The organism is Streptomyces sp. NBC_00390 (assembly GCF_036057275.1).
In the GTDB taxonomy this organism is placed as follows: domain Bacteria; phylum Actinomycetota; class Actinomycetes; order Streptomycetales; family Streptomycetaceae; genus Streptomyces.
The window spans coordinates 977666-995719 of the sequence record NZ_CP107945.1; the positions used below are offsets into that span (position 1 = coordinate 977666).

The window sequence follows — 18054 nt, forward strand, 5'->3', positions numbered from 1 at the left end:
CGCGCAGGCGACGGCCGCTCGGTTCCGGGGAGGTGAGTCCGGGGGTGCCCGGAGCGACACCGGTGTGCAGGAATCCGAGGGCGGCGGCCAGCCCGGGCGCGGACGAGCAGTGCATCAGATGCCCGATGCCGCCCTTGTGGCCGCTGACCGGGACGGCGTGCCAGCCGCGGCGGGCGCCTACCACGTCCAGGGCGGCGAGTTCGGCGTTGTCTCCCTGGATCGTTCCGGAAGCGTGGGCGTGGATGTAGCCGACGGTGTCGAGCCCGGCGTCCTCGAGGGCGGCGGTGACGCACTCCGCGATGGCGTCCTCGTCGGACGCCGCCGGGCTGCGGCCGCCCACCTTGGCGGCAGTGCCGGCCAGGCCGGCCAGCGGACGCGCCCCTCGCCGGGTGGCGGAATCGGCGCGCTCCAGCAGCAGGGCGCCCGCGCCCTCGCCGAGGCTGGTGCCGTCGCGTCCGGTGTCGAAGGGGCGGGCGCCGGTCGGGCTGAGCGCGCCCGTGACCGCCATGCCCGCGTACTCGTAGGAGTTGAGCACGAAGCTGCCGACGACGAGTGCGGTGGTACCGCAGCGGGAGCGCAGCCAGGTGCGGGCGTAGTCGACGGCGAAGGAGAGGGAGGCACATGCCTGGGAGAGATGGACGGTCTCGGTGTGCGGGCCGGTACCGGGCATGTCGTCGGCCGAGGGGCCGGCGAGCTCGAGGCGTCCCCAGCGCGGTCCGGGCGTCGCGAGGTACTCAGGATCGGGAACCAACGGTGTCTGACCCACTGTCACCAGCAGGGTTTCGGGGCCGAGTTCACAAATGCCGGCCTGGTTCAGTGCCTGACCGGCAGCGGCGCGGGCGAGACGGCCGCGCCGCGTCGCGGGGTCGGTGTCGCGCACCGGATGAGCGTCGGCGACCGCGGCGGTCACGGCGCACCGGAAGCCGTCCGCGGCGAGCGCCGGGTGCGGGCGCAGCGCCCTGGAACCGGCGAGCAGCCCGCTCCAGTAGGCACCGGTGCCGCTGCCGTAGGCGGTGATCAGGCCCATGCCGGTGATCACGGTGTCGGGCGCGGTGTGCCGGACGCGTCGGTCCGGCGGCCTCGTCATGGGCACCGACCTCCCGATGCGGCGGCGAGCCGGCGCAGCTGCTGCCGGTCCGCCTTGCCGCCTGGCAGCCTCGGCAGCGTACCGATCCGGATGACACGTGGCCGCAGCAGCGGCGGCAGGCTCCGGTGGCAGCGGGTCCGCAGGGCTCGTTCGCTGGGCGGGCGCCCGGGGTCGGCGGGCTCGACGAACGCGAACACCGCGTCCCCGTGGGCCTGTTGGGTGGGGACTCCCACCACGACGGCGTCGGCGACGGCATCGTCGGCCCGCAGCACGTCCTCGACGACAGCCGGTGCGTGGTTCTCACCGAGCACGATGATGATGTCCTTGAGGCGGCCGAGCACACTGAGAAATCCGTCGGCGTCCAGCGATCCGGTGTCGCCGGTACGCAGCCAGCCGTCGTCGGACAGCGCCTCGGCGGTGGCGTCGGGGCGGCCGAGGTATCCGGTCATCAGCCCGGGGCCGCTGACCTGGATCTCGCCGGTGCCGGCAGCGATCCGTACGGCGGTGCCGGGCAGTACGGTGCCGACCGTTTTGGCACGCAGGTGCCCGTCCGAGGACAGGGCGACATTGGGTCCGGCCTCGGTGAGCCCGTATCCGTCGTGCACGGGTGCGCCGACGACCCACTGAAAGTGCGCGGCGACGGGGGCGGGAAGTACCGCACCACCGCAGCCCCGGACCTTCAACGACCGCAGCCCGTCGCGCAGTCGGGGGTCGGACTCGGCGGCCCTGGCGAGCAGGGCGTAGAGGAAGGGGACGCCGTCGAGGGACGTCGTACGGCGGCCGGCGACATCGGCGGCGACCGCTTCGGGGCGCAGGGCGGTGTGCAGGTTCAGCTCGCCGCCGAGCCTGCGCCAGATGCCGAACACACTGTGTCCGTACGCGTGGTTGAGCGGCAGGGGAAGCAGGAGTGCGTCGTCGCCGTCGATACCGAGGTGCTGCGCGGTGGCGTGGGCCTGGTAGTCGAGGGCGGCACGGCTGAGGACGACCGCCTTGGCGGGGCCGGAGCTGCCGGAGGTCCAGAACAGAGCGCCGGTGCCCGGGGCGGGCGGCGCTGCGCGGGGTGTGCGCGTCGCGGTGACGAGCGGGGCGAGCTCTCCCCCGCGCTCCGTCGCGGCGGGCGAGGCCACGGCACCGACCTCGGCGGGCCAGTGCTGCTCGGCGCCCTGGTGTCCGCGCAGGAAGAGGGGTGCGCCCACCTGTTCCGCGGCGAGGGCGGTGACGAGCACGGCGGGCCCGGTCGTCGCATCCACGCCGACGGCGAGAGGCGGGTCGGCGGGGCCGAGCTCACGGGCCACGGCCCTGGCGGTCCGTTCGACCGCGGTACGCAGGGCGGTGGCGGCGATGGGCTCGCCGTCGATGACGAGGCGGCGGGGAACGGGGTTCATCTCTCGTCTCCCATGTCGTGGCCGGAGGCCAGGAACAGCCGGCGGATACCCGGCGGTACGTCGTCCTCGGGCACCTTGACGCGGACCAGGGCGATCCGGCCCGCTTCGGCGCACCTGCGGGCGCGGAGCAGCGCGAGGGGGATGGCGGCGACGGAGTCCGGGGTCTCGGCGCTGCCACCGAGGGCGCGGACCACGTCGTCGACGGGCAGCGGCCGGGCGAACCGGGTGAGGCCCGTGGGCGCGCCGGCTTCGCGGCGCAGCAACCGGGGCCAGCCGTAGCCCTGGTTGTCGAGGACGAGCAGGACGAGTCCGATGCCGAGTTCCGCGGCCGTGGGCAGCGCGTCCAGGCTCATCTCGGCGGCGCCGTCTCCGCACACCACGACGGTGGGACGGTCCTTGGCGGCGAGGGCGACCCCGGTCGCTGCGGCGAGGCCGAAGCCGAGCATCGTCTGTTCGCCCGGCACCACGGTGCGCCCGCGCGGCCCGACGCGATGGACGGGCCAGTGGTAGGACCAGATGTCGTTCGCGCCGTTGTCGTGGACGGTGACGGCGTCGGGGAACACCTCGGCCAGTGCGGCGAGGGCGGCACGGGCGGGTGAACCGGCCAGATCGCCGTCGGCCGTCCAGCCGAGCCATGCCCTGCGGCGGGCCAACAGCGCGCTCCGCAGCCAGGCGGCACGCTGCTCGGTGCGCTCCCCCAGCAGCGCGGTGAGGGGGGCCAGGGACAGGGCGGCGTCGCCGAGCAGTGCGGCCGCGGGTTCGGCCACCCCCGCGCCGAACGCCTCCGGGTCGCCGTCAATCTGCACGAGGCGGAGGGAGTCCAGGGTGTCCCAGCCCAGGCGGGCGGTCTCCTCCAGCCGGGTGCCCACGGCGAGCAGGGTGTCGGCGCCGCACTGGACGGTCTCCAGCGGCGGTGTGGCGTACAGGCCGACGCTGCCGCACACCAGGGGATGGTCCTCGGGAACGCTGCCGCGGCCGGCTGCCGTGGTCATCACGGGGGCGCCCCAGCGCTCGGCGAGCGCCAGCGCGGCGGGACCCGCGCCTGCCGCCCGAGCACCGCCACCGAGAAGGAGCAGGGGTCGTGCGGCGTCGGCAAGGAGTGCTGCGGCGCGCCGCAGCGCGCCGTCGTCGGGTACGGAGCGCAGTCTGCGGACGGGCCCGCCGTACGACGGGGGCCGGGCGCCGTCCGGGCCGGGAGTCTCGACGGCCTCGTGGGCGACCTCGACCACGCTCACTCCGGGCCGCCCGTTCAGCGCCATGTGGACGGCCCTGCGCAGCGCCCAGGCCAGCGACCCCGCGTCCGTGACCCGGAGGTAGGTGCGGGTGAACGCGGCTGCCAGGGCGGCCTGGTCGATGTCCTGGAAGCCGCCGCGGCCGATGCCCGCGGCGGGGACACGGGTGGTCACCACGATCACGGGGGCGCACACCGAGTCGGCCTCGACCAGCGCCGTGACGGCGTCGCCGAACGGCGGGCCCGCTCCGAGGGCCAGTACGGCGGGCCGGCCGGTGACCTGGGCGTGGCCGGTCGCCATGCACGCCGCGGTGCGGTGGGCGCGCACCGCGACGGCCCGCAGCTCGGGGTGGATGTCCGCGGCGTCCAGGAGCCCGGGTTCGTCGGTGGGCAGTGCGAAGACGGTCTCGCAGCCCGCTTCGGCGAGCGCGTCGGCGGCGCGCCGCCAGGTGGCGGGAACGCCGCTCATGTCCGTACCTCCGCACGGTCCGCACCGGTTGCGGCGCGCAGCAGGGCGCTGCCGAAGGCACCGGGCAGCCGGTCCGGGTCCCCGGGGTGCATGTCCGTGGTGACGAGGTGCACCGCGCTCTCGGTGCCGCCGGGTGCGAGCAGCGCCGCGACGACCATGACGCTGTCCTCGCCCGCCGGCCGGCCGTGGACGACCTCGCAGACGACCGCGGCGGGAACGGTGCCCGCGTCGACCGCGGCGGTGGCCCAGCGCAGTGCTGCCGGGCCCGCTCCGCCCGGGGTCACCAGTGCGTAGCTCGGGCCCGGCCACCGGTGCTCCACGGTGAACCTGCCGAGCAGCAGCGAGGGTTCCAGCGCCAGCGACACCGAGGGCCGCAGTCTTCGGGTGGTGTCCTCGCATCTGGCGACGAACTCGGTGACGGCGAGCAGGCAGTGGTCGGTCGCCGACAGGACGAGGGGCGTGTGGCACGGCACCGGGCCGATCCCGGCCATCAGCGCCTCGAGGACCCGGGTGACCAGGTGCACGGTGCCGGGGCCGGGCCGTCCCGCCCCGGCGACGAGCGGCCTCGCGAACGGCGGGCGGACGCCCACGCTCACCGCAGCGGCCCGGTGATGACGGACCGGCGCAGGCCCGCCTCCATGGACAGCAGCAGGGGCCGGCCGATCAGCCTGCCGTCGCGCCGGATGCTGCTGGCGTGCACCCCGTATCCGCCGAAGGGCTGATTGCCGTTCTCGGCGTCCAAGGGGGTGGCGTTGCGGATGATGACGCCCGTGCCGAGCGTCTCGCCGGTGAGCCGGGGCTCGCCGAGCGCGGAAACGTACATGCCGCGCTCGAGTTCCTCCGGGCTGCGGGCCCATTCGCGGAGCATCTCGGGGTCCTCGTACGGCACGATGCAGAAGACGGGCGAGAACAGCTCGGGCGGATGGAAGCCGGTGCCCTCGGGCAGGACCAGCAGCGACGGTTCGACCAGCAGCCGCTCCAGGTCCGTCCCGCCTCCGCAGACGACATGGTCGGCGTTCTCCGCGAGGAACTCGGCGGCTCCTTCCGCCGCGCCTTCGTAGACGAGCGGGGTCAGCACGGTGTCGGACCAGCTGCGCGCACCGACGGTGAGGACGGAGAGCTCGGCGCGCAACTGCTCGACGACGGCGTCGAGGCGCAGCCGGTGGACGAAGACGACGTCCGGGCACAGGCAGTCCTGGCCGCAGTTGTAGAGCCGGGCCCGCAGGACGGCCCGGCAGGCGGCCGCCGGGTCGGTACGGGGACCGATGACCAGCGGGTTGGGGCCAGATCCCATCAGGAGGAACATCGGCCGCTCGCCGATGTCGTTCATCACCTCGTGCGCATTGGCCGGCCGGCCGGTGAACACGACCGCGTCGGACCCGGCGCAGACCGGCTTGAACTGCCGCTGCGAGACGTCGATCATCTTGATCTTCTGCGCCATGTCCGGGTCGAGGCGCCTGCTGATCTGCCTGTGCACGGCGTACGCCGTGTCACGCACGCGGGCGGAGGGGCGGATGATCACCTCGTCGCAGTAGAGCGCGGGGATCAGTCCGTACAGGGTGTACGAGTAGAGGATGTTGTTCGACGGCAGGAAGACCGAGAGCCGGGACAGCTGAGGCGGGCAGTTGCGCGCCAGCTCCCAGGGAGCACCGGTCAACGCCCCCACCGAGCGCAGCAGTTCGTCGCGCGCGCTGCTGTGGGTGGCGATCCGGGTGAGCAGCGGCAGCAGTTCGTCGCGTCCGCTCAGCAGGGCGCTCGCCGACCGCATGGCCTTCCCGTGCGCGGCTTCGAGGTTGGGCCAGGTACGGGTGAAGGACTCCAGAACGGGCATGGACGGGTGGCTCATCGAACTGTCTCCTCGCGGCACGGGGGCGTCTGCGGGCGGGGGTGACCCGTGGCAGGCGGAAACGGTTGTAGCCGGATCTCCTCCAGCCGCTCTCGAGACGGTCCGACTAGCTTTCCTGCGGCCCTCTATGGATGTACCAGCGCGCTCGATTCCCGCTCGCGTCGTCCAGGACCGCGAGCGGCTCCAGTCGTTCTCGAGAGCAAACGACTAACGTTCAGCGGCCGTTCACATCGTTCAAGGGGACGTGTCCGATGGGACGGGACGTGTCCGACGGGTGGCTCACGGGGGGAACCGATACGGCTCGCTGCCCTCTTCCCCGCCGCGTGGCGGAGTCAGGAGTCCATCGGAGATGAGCCGCACCGAGATCACCGTCCATCCGTGGTTCCTCGAGGAAGGGCGGCCCGAGCCCGCCGCACTGCGCACGGTGTCCCCGGCCGAAGTGGGTGCTCTGCTGCGGCAGGAGGCCGCAGGACTGGATGTGTCGCTGCCCGGGCCGTGGCAGCCCGCACAGCCGTTCGTGCTGCCGCGCCGCTCCTACGACGAGTTGTTCGACATCGCCCGTACGCTGCTGGCACTGGTGCGCCGCGCGGTGATGGCACTCGACGGGAGCTGGCCCGGGCGGATCGAGGCGCTCTGCGCCGACCCGTTCGACTATCCGCTGCTGTCCGGGCAGGACAACACCGAGACCGAGTTCTGCTCGATGATGGCCCGGCCCGACATGGTGATCGGCGCGGACGGCCCTCAGCTGCTCGGCTTCCAGGTCAGCGGCACCTTCGACGGGCCGAAGGCGACGCAGGCACTGACCGCGGTATGGCAGCGCACCCACCCCGGAGCCTTCTGCGGAAACGATCCTCTTCTCACCCGGGTGCGGGCGTTCGAGGACGTCTGCGCGAGCCGCCGGCTGCCGAGAGCGGTCGCCGTCGTCGGCAGCTTCGGGGATCTGCACGACGAGGCGGACATCCGGTCGCTGGACAAGGACCTGGAACCGTTCCGCCGCCGTGGCTTCACCGCCGACTTCCTCGAACCCGGCCAGCTTCCTGATGCGCTGGGCCGGCCGGGCAGGCTGCGCTATCCGCTCGGACTGCGCAGCTTCTCCCCCTCCGAGTGGGACGAGCGGGGACTGAGTCTGCGGCCGGTCCATGACGCGCAGCGTGCCGGTCTGTTGCTGCTGCCGCCGCAGAGCAGCGGGCTGCTCGCCAACGGCAAGGCCCTGGCACTCATCTCCGAGGGGCGCCCGTGGATGACCCGCGCGGAGCGGATGCTCGCCGACCGGCATCTTCCCTGGACCCGTATCACCCTGCCGGGGCGCACCGACTGGCACGGCGAGGACTGCGAACTGGACGTACTGCTGCGTTCGCACCGGGAGCGGTTCGTCCTCAAGAAAGCCATCGGCATGACAGGAGGCGACATCCTCGTCGGCAGGCACACCGACCCCACCGACTGGCAGCACGCCGTGGCGCGCGCCCTGGCCGGCGGCGACAGCATCGTGCAGGAATACGTCGACCCTGCCACCTGCCCCGTCGAACTCACCGACGGCACGACCACCCGTACCGCGCTGGTCACGCCCGTACTCTCGCCCATGCTCTTCGGCGACCGGCCCGGCGGCTGCTGGGCGCGGTTCCTGACCGGCGACGAGACCTCCGACGACGCCGCGCGGGGAGTGATCGGGGTGCGCGGTGCCGGCGCGTCCGAGAACGCGGTGCTGACCTGGGCGTAGCGGGGCAGGCCGGGGCGGACGGGGGCCGGCGCGGTCGCGTGCCCTGCGCGCGACGTCCCGGGCGGTGGGCCCGCCTCCGGCACACGCCCGACGGCACCGCCGGCGGGCATCGCGTTCCGGACGCAACACCACGGCGCGGCCGCGTGCGACGCTTCCGTACGCGCGCGACGGCACGGCCGTGGTGGCGGGGCCCACAGGCGGCAGCCGGGCCGGGAGGGTGCCTGGACCGGTCGTCGCCGTCGGCCGTCGTGCGTTCAGCGCAGCCGTAAGGACCGCTCCACGCCGCCGCCCACGCCCGCACCGGCGCGGGCGGCACCGGTCTGGATCTCCAGTTCGGACGCCGATTCGAGCATCGCGCGCTGCAGATGCTGCAGTCGCGGCGACGGGTCGAGGCCGAGCTCCTGCGAGAGCACACCGCGAAGCCGCTGATACACCTCGAGCGCGTTGCCCCGCCGTCCCGACCGGTACAGCGCCAGCATCAGCTGGCCCTGGGTGTCTTCGTGCATCGGGTGCTGGGCGGCGAGCCCGGACAGTTCACCCACCAGCTCATGGTGACGGCCCAGCCGCAGATCGGCCTCGATGCGCTGGTTGAGGATGCTGAGGCGGGACTCCTCGAGCCTGGTCGCCTCGATCTCCAGCAGCGGTCCGCACTGGACGTCGACGAGCGCGGGCCCGCGCCACAGTGCGAGGGCCCTGCGGAACGAGTCCGATGCGATGGTGCAGTTGCCGCTCTCCAGGGCGCGGTGCCCCGAGCCGGCGAGCCGTTCGTACTCGCAGACATCGACGACGCCGCCCTGGGTGTCGAGCAGATACCCGCCCGACTCGGTGACCAGGATGCTCTTGGCGCCGTTCGGCAGCTCGGGCCTGCGGTCCGCGCCGAGTGATGCGGCGATGAGATTGCGCAGCTGCAGGATGTAGGTCTGCAGGGTGGTCTGGACGCTGCGCGGCGGGGCTTCGCCCCACAGCTCCTCCACCAGCGAGCCCACCGAGACCACTTGGTCCGGGTGCATGGCGAGCAGGGCGAGGACCTTGCGTGGTTTGACGGCGGTGGGGACGACAGAGACCCCTGACTGGACGACCCGGCAGGGCCCCAACACGCTGATGTCCATGTCCGCTACTCCCTTCGAGGCGTTCAGGCTCTGGCGATCGGACGGTGCGCTACCACACGGCGCAGTTCTGCCGCGAGCAGGGTGGGCAGTTCGGCATCACGGACGAAGAAGTGGCCGCCAGCAACCGTGCGCAGGCTGAAGCGGGCACTGGTGTACCGGCTCCAGCCGCCGACGGCCTCGGCGGTTGCGACCTTGTCCTCGGTTCCGGCGAAGGCGTTCAGCGGTACGGGCAGCGGGTCGCCGTCCTGCGCCCGCAGGCTGCGCGCCAGCCGGAGGTCGTCGCGCATGGTCGACAGCAGGATGCCCAGCCACTTGGGCCGCTCGAAGAGATACGGCGGCAGCGTGCCGTACTTGGCGAGTGCGGCCAGCAGCCGGTCGTCGGACAGATCGGGCTGCTCGACGAGCGGGGTGGGCAGATGGGGCGCGGCGCAGGCGCCGACACCGACCAGGTCCGGCCGGCGGTGCCCGCCGCGTACCCGGTGCTGGGCGAACCGGTGGGCGACCAGTGCGCCCAGGCTGTGCCCGTAGAAGGCGTGCGGCACATCCAGCAACGGGCTCAGGTGGGTGTCGAGTTCGGCAAGCAGCTCGGCGGCGTCGGTGATGCGCGGTTCGCGCAGCCGGGTCTCCCGCCCGGGAAGCCGTACCGGAAGCACCTGGATCTGCGACGGGAAACGGGGCCGCCAGCGCGCGAAGGTGAGGGCGCCCGCGCCCGCGTGGTGGAAGCACAACAGTCGGAACGCGGGCTCGGGCAACTCCGGTATGCCGGGCGACACTGCGAGATACTGGTTCACGCCCCCTCCTCACACCGCACCGGTTTCTCGACTACGCGGGCCCCGATCCTCACGACCACCGCTTTAAGGCCGCTTGACCGGAGCTGGAGCGAGGTGGAGCGGATGAGCTGGCAGGACGTCAGACGGTGAGTACTCCGTCACCGTCCATACGCCCGCGGCCGCTCCACTCGTCGATGGCTTCCTCACCGCGGAGGATGGCCTGGTGAAGCCGCTGGGTCCGGGGAGAGGGCTCGAGTCCCAGCTCCTCGACCAGGGTCTCCCTCAGTCGCTTGTAGGCGACCAGCGCATCGGACGAGCGCCCGTCGGCGCAGTAGGCGAGCATCTGCAGGGCGCGCAGGCTCTCGTGCATCGGGTGCCGCTCGCACAGTGCGCACAGCTCCCCCAGCACCTCGCGGTGCCGGCCCAGTTGCAGATCGGCCCCGATGCGCCGTTCCAGCGCGCCGAGCCTGCTCTCCTGAAGTCGCGTCACCTCGATGCCGATGTGCCGTCCGTGCGGTACGTCGGCCAGCGCGGGCCCCCGCCACAGCTCGATGGCCGCGGTGAGGTTCCTCGATGCCCTGGCCATGTCGCCGAGCTCGAACGCGGTGTGCCCCGCGCCGGCCAGCCGGTCGAACTCGAGCGCGTCGACATCGGCGGGCTCGACGTCCAGCAGATAGCCGCCGTGCCGGGTCACCAGGACGTTCTTGTCCCAGACACCGGTCGACTCGGGGATGGCGGAGCGCAGTCGGCGGCGCAGCTGCAGGATGTAGGTCTGCAGCGTGGTGGGCGCACTGCGCGGCGGGCCGGCGCCCCAGAGCTCCTCCATCAGCACCGGCACGGGCACGATGTGCTGGGCGTTGAGCGCGAGCAGCGCCAGGATCTGCCGTGGTTTGGAGGCGCTGGGAAGTACGGACACTCCCGCGGCCTCGCCGCGCAGAGTTCCCAGAACCTCCACGCGTACTCTGCGCCCCCAGTTCGGCATGTCCTTTTCCCTCACCCCGTCGGACGGCTTCTCCGTGGCGGAAAGCCGGTTCAGGGCAGGCTGTCATGCGGGACATCCGCAGGAACAGTGAGCAGTTCACATGCCTCATATGGAGATCACCTGGAACGGGCCTATGAAATCTTCACATCCAGGGAGGTGATGCCCCCACTGTTCGATTCCAGTCACGCCGCACAAACTGCTCTCGTATGCGCAGCCGAACATCCGCACAGGCCAACGCCTTCCCGGCACCGTTCAGTTGACGATGGGAGCAAGAAGATGTCTGGTTACGCGTCCAGCGGAACCGCAGTTCAAGTGGCCCGCACCAGCTCGGTCGAGCATGACTGGCGATTCGCGGAACTCGTCGCGCGGACCTGTCTGCAGCCGGAACTGGCCCTGCGTTACGCGCTGGAGCCCCGTAATGTTCTCGCCGAATTCGGCATTCCGGTCGCACCCGGAAGTGTCATCCCGGCACTGCCGGCGGACACCGACACCGAAGTGACGATCATCAATCTGTCCACCGAATCCGGCGACGGCTCCGGCGTTCACCGGGTGCAGCCCTGCTTCTGCGCGACCCGGCAGGACCTCGTTCCCGCGCCTGCAGCACAGGGCGTCGCCGGCCACGGCCGTATGTGAGCCGCTGGTGAATTCCCTCGGGCAGCGGATCGGGTTCAGGAGACATCTCACGACCGCCGTAGTACCGGGCGAGGCGACCTATCTGGTCTCCGAGCAGGGTGTCACCGCGATCGAGGGCGAGGCCATCGCGGTCCTCGCGCCCCTACTGGACGGCAGCAGGGATCTGCCCGCTCTCGTGCGGGACACCCAGGGCGTGCTGTCCGTGCGAGAACTCGGACTGCTCCTGGGAAAGCTGAAGCAGGCCAATCTGATCACCGGCAGCTCGGCGCCGCTCGAGTGTGACCCGGCCTCCCAGGACGCCGCGGCCTTCTGGGAGGCCGGTGGTCTCGAGGCGGCACGTGCGAGATCCGCGCTGTCCGAGGGCATGGTCCGGCTCGTGGACCTCCGCGCCCTCGGCGCGCCGCCCGCCCGGGACGCCTTCCACGCCGCCGGGGTCGCGATCAGCGACCCCGGCGGCTGTGGTCCGGCGGGCCTCACGGTCGTCCTGTGCGACGACTATCTCCTGCCTCAGCTCCAGGACATCGACGCAGCTCAGCGCCGCAGCGGCCGCCCGTGGATGCTGGCGAAACCGCATGGCGTGGAACCATGGGTCGGGCCGGTGTTCCAGCCCGGCGAAGGGGCCTGCTGGCACTGCATGGCGCACCGGCTGAGCCATCACCGCCGGCCCGAGCAGCATGTCGGCGCGGCCCTCGGGCTGCCCGTGCCACCCGCGCCGCCGCGTGCGGCGATCGCGGCGAGCCGCTCGCTGGCCTTCCAGACGATCGCCATCGAGGCGGCGAAGTGGATCGCCGGGTACCGCAGCACCAACCAGTCGGCGATCCGGGTGCTGGACACCCTGGAGCTCGGCATCCAGGCCCATCAGGTCGCCAGGCGCCCCCAGTGCCCGCAGTGCGGCGACCCCCGGCTGGTCGGGGATCGGGTCCAGCGGCCGATCGTCCTGACCTCGCGCCCCAAGAAGACCCTGAGCGGCAACGGTCACCGTGCGCTCACTCCCGAGCAGGTCCTGGAGCGTTACGAGCACCTGGTGGGCCGGGTCACCGGTGTGGTCACGGGGCTGCAGCGTGCGCCCGGCGGACCCGATTTCCTCAACTCGTACTACTCGGGCCCCAATCCGGCGCTGCCCAGCGGTTCGCTCGCTGCCTTCCGCTCCGGGCTGCGCTGCCAGAGCGGAGGCAAGGGCGTCACCGCGCTCGATGCCAAGGTCGGCGCGCTCTGTGAGGCGGTGGAACGCTACTCCGCGACACTCCACGGCGACGAACCCAGCGTCCGGGGACGGTTCGCCGAACTGGCCGACAGCGCGGTCCATCCCAACGAGTGCCAGCTCTACCACGAGCGCCAGTATCCGGAGCGGCGGCGGTGGAACGCCGTACAGCCGCCGTTCCAGTACATCTGCGACCCGTTCGACGAGGATGCCGACATCGACTGGACGCCGGTCTGGTCGCTCACGCGGGGCAGACACCGGCTGCTGCCTACGCGGATGCTGTACTTCTCCGCCCCGCCGGCGAGCGGGCCGTGCTTCGCCCTCGCCGACTCCAACGGCAACGCCGCGGGCAGCAGTCTCGAGGACGCCGTGCTGCAGGGCTTCTTCGAGATCGTGGAACGCGACGCGGTGGCCCTGTGGTGGTACAACCGCACCAGCCAGCCCGCGGTCGACATCGACTCGTTCACCGACCCGTGGATCGACGAGATGCGGGCCCAGTACGCCATGCTGAACCGGGAGTTCTGGGTGCTCGACCTCACCTCCGACCTCGGCATCCCGGCGATGGTGGCCGTCTCCCGGCGGATCGACAAGCCGGAGGAGGACATCATGTTCGGCTTCGGCTGCCACTTCGACCCGGGAATCGCGCTGCGCAGGGCGCTCACGGAGCTCAACCAGCTTCTGGCGTCGGTGCTGCAGCCGCCTGCGGACGACCCCGTGCTCGCGGACTGGTGCGCGCGCCGCACCGTCGAGAACCAGCCGTACCTGGCACCCGACCCGCTGGTTCCCGCCAGGCGCCGAACCGACTACCCGTACACCCTGCGGTCCGATCTCCTCGACGATGTCCACGCCGCTGAGCAACTGCTGCGCGCCCGCGGCCTGGAGCTCCTGGTCCTCGACCAGACCCGGCCCGACCTGGGCCTTCCCGCGGTCAAGGTCATGGTGCCGGGGATGCGGCACTTCTGGGCACGGTTCGGGGCGGGACGGCTCTACGACGTACCGGTGCAGCTCGGCCGACGTACCTCCCCCATCGCCTATGAAGAGCTCAACCCCATACCACTGTTTGTCTAGTGTTCGCCCGGTAATGACCGTCGCATCCAAGCCGCGCTCCCCTAGGATCCATGCACGCGCAGTAATGCGTCTGGGGTCAATCGGGGGTCGCATGTCTGACGTGGAACACGCCCAGGAGACACAACACGCGGAGACACAGCACGTGCTCGGCCCGGACCACCGAGCACCGCTCATGGACCGGCGCGGCTCGAACGACGCGGGTCTGGCACCCAAGATCGCCCAGGCGATTCTGCTGGTGGCGCTGGGCAGCGTGCTGGCCGCCGCGACACTCCACCTGCTGGCCGTCCAGCAGCACCTGCTGCAGCTCGCCGTGGGTACGGCCGCTCTCCTGGGCATGTTCGCCTCCCAGGTGGTGCTGTCGGCGCCCCGGAGGGTGCGGCTGGAGCGCGGGCACCAGTATCTCATCCTGGCGGTCCAGGTGATGCTCACCTATCCGCCGATTCTGCTGCTCGGCACCGCCTGGGTGGGGCTGACCGGCTTTCTGGCCGGATCGCTGCTGCTGACGCTGCGCGCGCCGTGGTCATGGCTGGTCTCGGTGGTCGCCGTCGTGAGCACCATGGGCCTGACCACGGCGTGGAGCGAGATGGCGCTGCTCGACGTCGCCTACGTCGGCGTCTCCACGGTGATGATCGCAAGCCTCGTGTACGGCCTGACCGCGCTCACCGAGATGGTGCTGCGGCTGCGCAGCGCTCAGCAGGAGATCGCCCGGCTCGCCGTGGAGCAGGAGCGGCTGCGGTTCGCCCGCGATCTGCACGACCTGCTGGGGTACAGCCTCTCGGCGATCACCCTGCGCAGCGAGCTGACGCTTCGGCTGGTGGACCAGCACCCGGCGAGGGCGCGGGAGGAGCTGGCCACGGTGCTGGACATCTCCCGCCAGGCACTCGCCGACACCCGGCAGGTGGCCCGCAGCTACCGGCACATGTCGTTCTCCACCGAACTGGCTTCGGCCTGCTCGGTGTTCGGAGCCGCCGGCATCGACGTCGAGGTCGACTGCGGCCTGAGTGAGGTGCCCGACGCGGTCGGCACCGTACTGGCGACGGTGCTGCGCGAGGGAATCACCAACGTGCTGCGGCACAGCGTTGTGCAGCGCTGCCGTATCTCCGTCAGGAAGAGCGGTGAGGAGGCGGTGGTCCTCACGGTCGTCAACGACGGAGTGGCGGGCGACGGCGACCGGCCGTCCTCCCACGACGGCGGGAGCGGCATCGGCAATCTGTCCGCCAGGGTGTGCGCGGTGGGCGGCAGACTGAGCGCCGGCATCAAGGAGGACGGCTGCTTCCATCTGATGGCGGAGGTGCCGCTCCACTGCCGGGACAGCCGGTGGATGCTCAGGCCGCCGAAGGTCAGGACGCCGTCGCGCCCGAGTGTGGTGTGAGGGTGCGACCTCGGCCGGCCGGCCCGGCGGCCGGTGAGACGTCACGGCGGAAAGGTCAGAGCCAGCCCTGTTCCCGGGCGATCCGGATGGCGTCCACCCGGTTGCGCGCGCCGAGTTTGGTGACGACCGTCGTCAGGTAGTTCCGCACGGTACCCACCGTCAGATACAGCCGGCCCGCGATGTCGGGGGCCTCGGCGCCGTCCGCGGCCATCCGCAGCACCTCGGTCTCCCTGGCGGTGAGCGGGTTCTCGCGTGCCGCCCATGCGTCCAGGGCCAGTTGCGGGTCGATCACCCGCTCCCCCACGGACACCCGTCTTATCGCGTCGGCGAGCTGGGTCGGCGGCGCGTCCTTGAGGATGAAGCCCGAGACCTGCGCCTCCAGCGCCCGGCGCAGATTCCCGGGGCGGCCGAGACCGGTGAGGATCAGGGTGCGGCAGGAGGGCTGCTTGGCGTGCACCTCCGCCGCCGCGGCCAGTCCGTCGATGCCTGGCAGGTCGATGTCGAGCACGGCCACGTGCGGGTCGCACCGGAGCACGGCGGGCAGGATGTCCCGGCCGGAGCCGACCTCGGCGACGACTCGTATGTCAGGTTCGAGATTGAGCAGAGCCACTAACGCACCCCGCACCATGTGCATGTCCTCGGCAAGGACCACTTTGATCATGTTCAAGGGTTCACGCAGCACTCGGCCTCCCCCGACCCGCCGTCAGCGAGCCCCGACAATACCTCTCCGAGTCGCTCTGAACACCCGCTCGAGCACATCCCGAGCAGCGGGTATGACGGTGTGGTCATGCCTCACCACTCGTCTGGGCGCAGTTATCCGCCCGTTCGTCGTTCGGCGACCGATCTGCCGGAGGAGTACGCGCAGTTACGCGCCGGCGCTCCGGTGGCGGAGGTCGTCATGCCCAGCGGCGACCACGCATATCTCATGAGCCGGTACGACGATGTGCGTACGGTACTCTCCGACGCCCGGTGCAGCAGGGCGGCGACGGTGCTGCCGGAGTCCCCGAAGCTGACGGCCGTCCCGTTCGACGCGGGCGGCCTGTTCACGATGGACCCGCCGGAGCACACCCGGCTGCGCTCGCTCGTCGCGGGCGCGTTCACCGCCCGCCGGGTCGAACTGCTGCGCCCCCGGATCCGTGAGCTGGCCGACGAGCTGCTCGGGCCGATGGCCGAGGGCGGCGGCCCGGCGGACTTCAACGAGGCCTTCGCTTTCCCCTTTCCGGTCGCCGTGATCTGCGAGCTGCTGGGGGTGCCGTTCGCCGACCGGGAGATGTTCCGCGGCTGGTCGGACGCGATCCTCTCGCTGACCGCGCACACCGCGCAGGAGATGCTGGAGCACAAGCTGGCACTGGTCGGCTATCTGCAGGGGCTGGCGGCCGAGAAACGGCGGACTCCCGGCGACGACCTGCTCAGTGCGCTCGTAGGGGTTCATGACGACGAGGGCCCGCTGACCGAGCACGAACTGATCACGATGGCGATGACGCTGCTGATCGCCGGCCATGAGACGACGGTGGGCGTACTGGGCACCTCGGTGTTCACGCTGCTGCGCCACGACGGCGGGCTGGGCCTCGTGCCGTCCGGCGAGGAGGAACTGGCCGCTCTCGTCGAGGAGTTGCTGCGAGTCAATCCGATCGGGGACGGCGGTCCGCTGAGGGTCACGACGGCGGACATCGAGGTGGCGGGCACGAAGGTAGCGGCGGGCAGCGCGGTGATCGGCGCGATCTGCTCGGCCAACCGGGACGAGTCCCGCTTCCCGGACCCGGACCGCTTCGACCCGTCCCGGCGCGGCACTGCCCATCTGGCCTTCGGATTCGGCCCGCACTACTGCCTGGGCGCGCCGCTGGCACGGGCGGAGCTCCAGATCGCCCTTACGGCGCTGGCCCGCTGCTTCCCGTCCCTGCGTCTGGCGGTGCCGGCGGCGGACGTGAAGATGCACACGGGGCTGCTGGTGAACAGGCTGGAGTCGCTGCCGGTGGAGTGGGGCTGAGGCTGCCCGGGCCGGATCGCCACAACATCCCCTCCGCTCCCTGGCGAGTTGCCTGAACAGTGTCCTAGGGTGCTGGCGCGAGCTGTGCAGTCGCAACGCGAGGGGGATCCGGCGTGGACACGGTCACGGGTGCCGAGCTCGAGGAGCGGATTGCCGAGCAGAGGACGGGAGCCGGTGATCCGCGGGCGCTGGTGGGCGAGTTGAGACGCGCCCTGCTCCTGGTGCCGTTCGACGCCGGCGGGTTGTGGACTGCGGAACTCGGCGGCGTGCGCTGGATCTGCGGGTTCACGAACGAGGACGCGCTGGCCCGGTTCGCGCGGGCGCGGGACACCGGCGACGGGTCGTCCAGCGGCCGGTCGTGGGAATTCGCCGAGTTGCGCGGGGCGCGGCTGTTCGACGAGATCGTTCCGGGGATGGGCGTGCCGGCCGGGGTTGCCGTCAATGTCGCCGATCCGGACGGGGCGATGCTGTTTCCGCCGGTCGTGGGCATCGTTCCCGATGCGGTCGCCGTCGATGCCGGCGAGGCACGCTGGGGGCGGGGCTGATGGGGGACGGTGGCGCGGCGGACCTGGGGGTCGACAAGGACAGCGTCCGGCGGATCACCGAAGGGCTGAGGGCCGCGGTGTCCGAGTTGCGGGAAGTCGGCACCGGCACCGGTTCGGTGCTGGGAAAGGGGTTCTCGGACATGGCGATGACCGGTATGGAGGCCGGTCACCACGGTCTGTCGGTGGACTTCGAGGACTGCTGCGAACGCTGGGAGTGGGGCGTACGTGCCCTGATCCAGGACGCCAACACCATCGCGGCCAAGCTGGGTCTGGCCGCCGGACTGATCTGGGAAGAGGACCAGTACGTCGAGGGCACCTTCAAGATCGCGGTGAACGCCGCCGTCGGCAACCCGCACGCCTCCGAGGACGAGATCGTCAACCAGAACTGGGGCGACGTGTTCACCCCGGACTACCTGGACCCGGACTGGAGCCCGGAATCGTTCGAGCGGGCCGGGGACGAGGCCGCCCAGACCTGGAAGGACACCGGCCGGGCGCTGATGACCGAAGGGACGGGCGGTCAGCGGACGAGCGCGCTCAACGACCTCTTCGGCGTCGACCAGGACGACTTCGACCGGGCGGTGGACGACACGTTCGGTCCGTCGCCCGAGGAAAGGGCCAGGCAACAGCAGCAGGGCGACGGGGGCAACTGATC

At 71.6% G+C, this 18054-nt stretch carries 15 protein-coding genes and 1 pseudogene; 7 read left to right on the top strand and 9 right to left on the bottom strand.

Going from position 1 to position 18054, the window contains the following annotated elements; all coding sequences use genetic code 11:
• Positions 1-49: 49 nt before the first annotated feature.
• The 5 genes and pseudogenes from OHS70_RS04170 to OHS70_RS04190 all read right to left on the bottom strand — a co-directional run.
• Positions 50-1087, bottom strand: a pseudogene (locus tag OHS70_RS04170) (beta-ketoacyl synthase N-terminal-like domain-containing protein); the annotation flags it as partial.
• Positions 1084-2472 carry a class I adenylate-forming enzyme family protein gene (locus tag OHS70_RS04175; RefSeq protein ID WP_328393754.1) on the bottom strand — a complete coding sequence of 463 codons (1389 nt, stop codon included), beginning with the start codon at positions 2470-2472 and terminating at the stop codon, positions 1084-1086. The gene OHS70_RS04175 and the pseudogene OHS70_RS04170, both read right to left, overlap by 4 nt.
• Entirely contained in the window at positions 2469-4172 is a 1704-nt protein-coding gene (locus OHS70_RS04180) for a thiamine pyrophosphate-binding protein (RefSeq protein ID WP_328393756.1), read from the bottom strand. Before OHS70_RS04180 ends, OHS70_RS04175 begins: the two co-directional genes overlap by 4 nt.
• The gene (locus tag OHS70_RS04185; RefSeq protein ID WP_328393758.1) at positions 4169-4768 is read right to left on the bottom strand and encodes a hypothetical protein; all 600 of its coding nucleotides are present in this window, start codon (positions 4766-4768) and stop codon (positions 4169-4171) included. The genes OHS70_RS04180 and OHS70_RS04185 overlap by 4 nt, the downstream gene beginning before the upstream one ends.
• The gene (locus OHS70_RS04190) at positions 4765-6018 is read right to left on the bottom strand and encodes an aldehyde dehydrogenase family protein (RefSeq protein WP_328393760.1); all 1254 of its coding nucleotides are present in this window, start codon (positions 6016-6018) and stop codon (positions 4765-4767) included. Before OHS70_RS04190 ends, OHS70_RS04185 begins: the two co-directional genes overlap by 4 nt.
• A 349-nt stretch (positions 6019-6367) precedes the next feature.
• Here OHS70_RS04190 and OHS70_RS04195 point away from each other — a divergent pair, with 349 nt between their 5' ends.
• Complete coding sequence (locus tag OHS70_RS04195) at positions 6368-7735, top strand: hypothetical protein (RefSeq protein ID WP_328393762.1); 1368 nt, start codon at positions 6368-6370, stop codon at positions 7733-7735.
• Between the two features lie 254 nt (positions 7736-7989).
• Here OHS70_RS04195 and OHS70_RS04200 read toward each other — a convergent pair whose 3' ends face one another.
• The 3 genes from OHS70_RS04200 to OHS70_RS04210 all read right to left on the bottom strand — a co-directional run bounded on the left by OHS70_RS04200 (position 7990) and on the right by OHS70_RS04210 (position 10596).
• Positions 7990-8844 carry an AfsR/SARP family transcriptional regulator gene (locus tag OHS70_RS04200; protein WP_328393764.1) on the bottom strand — a complete coding sequence of 285 codons (855 nt, stop codon included), beginning with the start codon at positions 8842-8844 and terminating at the stop codon, positions 7990-7992.
• Between the two features lie 23 nt (positions 8845-8867).
• Positions 8868-9635: a thioesterase II family protein gene (locus OHS70_RS04205; RefSeq protein ID WP_328393766.1), complete on the bottom strand. Its 768-nt coding sequence runs from the start codon at positions 9633-9635 to the stop codon at positions 8868-8870.
• A 118-nt stretch (positions 9636-9753) separates the two neighbouring features.
• On the bottom strand, positions 9754-10596 hold the full coding sequence (locus tag OHS70_RS04210) for an AfsR/SARP family transcriptional regulator (RefSeq protein ID WP_328393768.1): 843 nt from the start codon (positions 10594-10596) through the stop codon (positions 9754-9756).
• A 276-nt stretch (positions 10597-10872) separates the two neighbouring features.
• Here OHS70_RS04210 and OHS70_RS04215 point away from each other — a divergent pair, with 276 nt between their 5' ends.
• The 3 genes from OHS70_RS04215 to OHS70_RS04225 all read left to right on the top strand — a co-directional run bounded on the left by OHS70_RS04215 (position 10873) and on the right by OHS70_RS04225 (position 14870).
• Positions 10873-11229, top strand: coding sequence for a hypothetical protein (locus OHS70_RS04215; protein ID WP_328393770.1), 357 nt, complete (start codon positions 10873-10875; stop codon positions 11227-11229).
• Between the two features lie 7 nt (positions 11230-11236).
• Entirely contained in the window at positions 11237-13498 is a 2262-nt protein-coding gene (locus tag OHS70_RS04220) for a TOMM precursor leader peptide-binding protein (protein ID WP_328393772.1), read from the top strand.
• A 91-nt stretch (positions 13499-13589) separates the two neighbouring features.
• Positions 13590-14870: a sensor histidine kinase gene (locus OHS70_RS04225; protein ID WP_328393774.1), complete on the top strand. Its 1281-nt coding sequence runs from the start codon at positions 13590-13592 to the stop codon at positions 14868-14870.
• A 55-nt stretch (positions 14871-14925) separates the two neighbouring features.
• On the opposite strand, the gene OHS70_RS04230 is transcribed toward OHS70_RS04225, so the two are convergent.
• On the bottom strand, positions 14926-15531 hold the full coding sequence (locus OHS70_RS04230; RefSeq protein WP_328393776.1) for a response regulator transcription factor: 606 nt from the start codon (positions 15529-15531) through the stop codon (positions 14926-14928).
• Positions 15532-15657: 126 nt separating this feature from the next.
• Between OHS70_RS04230 and OHS70_RS04235 the strand changes: the two genes are divergently transcribed.
• The 3 genes from OHS70_RS04235 (at position 15658) to OHS70_RS04245 (ending at position 18052) form a co-directional block, all read left to right on the top strand.
• Complete coding sequence (locus OHS70_RS04235; RefSeq protein WP_328393778.1) at positions 15658-16857, top strand: cytochrome P450; 1200 nt, start codon at positions 15658-15660, stop codon at positions 16855-16857.
• 113 nt (positions 16858-16970) lie between these two features.
• Positions 16971-17402, top strand: coding sequence for a hypothetical protein (locus OHS70_RS04240; RefSeq protein ID WP_328393780.1), 432 nt, complete (start codon positions 16971-16973; stop codon positions 17400-17402).
• The gene (locus OHS70_RS04245) at positions 17402-18052 is read left to right on the top strand and encodes a hypothetical protein (RefSeq protein WP_328393782.1); all 651 of its coding nucleotides are present in this window, start codon (positions 17402-17404) and stop codon (positions 18050-18052) included. The genes OHS70_RS04240 and OHS70_RS04245 overlap by 1 nt, the downstream gene beginning before the upstream one ends.
• The last annotated feature ends 2 nt before the right edge of the window (positions 18053-18054 follow it).

Coding starts and splice junctions, on each gene's coding strand:
- OHS70_RS04175 (WP_328393754.1), bottom strand. CDS start 2,472: ATGAACCCCGTTCCCCGCCGCCTCGTCATCGACGGCGAGCCCATCGCC.
- OHS70_RS04180 (WP_328393756.1), bottom strand. CDS start 4,172: ATGAGCGGCGTTCCCGCCACCTGGCGGCGCGCCGCCGACGCGCTCGCC.
- OHS70_RS04190 (WP_328393760.1), bottom strand. CDS start 6,018: ATGAGCCACCCGTCCATGCCCGTTCTGGAGTCCTTCACCCGTACCTGG.
- OHS70_RS04195 (WP_328393762.1), top strand. CDS start 6,368: ATGAGCCGCACCGAGATCACCGTCCATCCGTGGTTCCTCGAGGAAGGG.
- OHS70_RS04200 (WP_328393764.1), bottom strand. CDS start 8,844: ATGGACATCAGCGTGTTGGGGCCCTGCCGGGTCGTCCAGTCAGGGGTC.
- OHS70_RS04210 (WP_328393768.1), bottom strand. CDS start 10,596: ATGCCGAACTGGGGGCGCAGAGTACGCGTGGAGGTTCTGGGAACTCTG.
- OHS70_RS04215 (WP_328393770.1), top strand. CDS start 10,873: ATGTCTGGTTACGCGTCCAGCGGAACCGCAGTTCAAGTGGCCCGCACC.
- OHS70_RS04225 (WP_328393774.1), top strand. CDS start 13,590: ATGTCTGACGTGGAACACGCCCAGGAGACACAACACGCGGAGACACAG.
- OHS70_RS04230 (WP_328393776.1), bottom strand. CDS start 15,531: ATGATCAAAGTGGTCCTTGCCGAGGACATGCACATGGTGCGGGGTGCG.
- OHS70_RS04235 (WP_328393778.1), top strand. CDS start 15,658: ATGCCTCACCACTCGTCTGGGCGCAGTTATCCGCCCGTTCGTCGTTCG.
- OHS70_RS04245 (WP_328393782.1), top strand. CDS start 17,402: ATGGGGGACGGTGGCGCGGCGGACCTGGGGGTCGACAAGGACAGCGTC.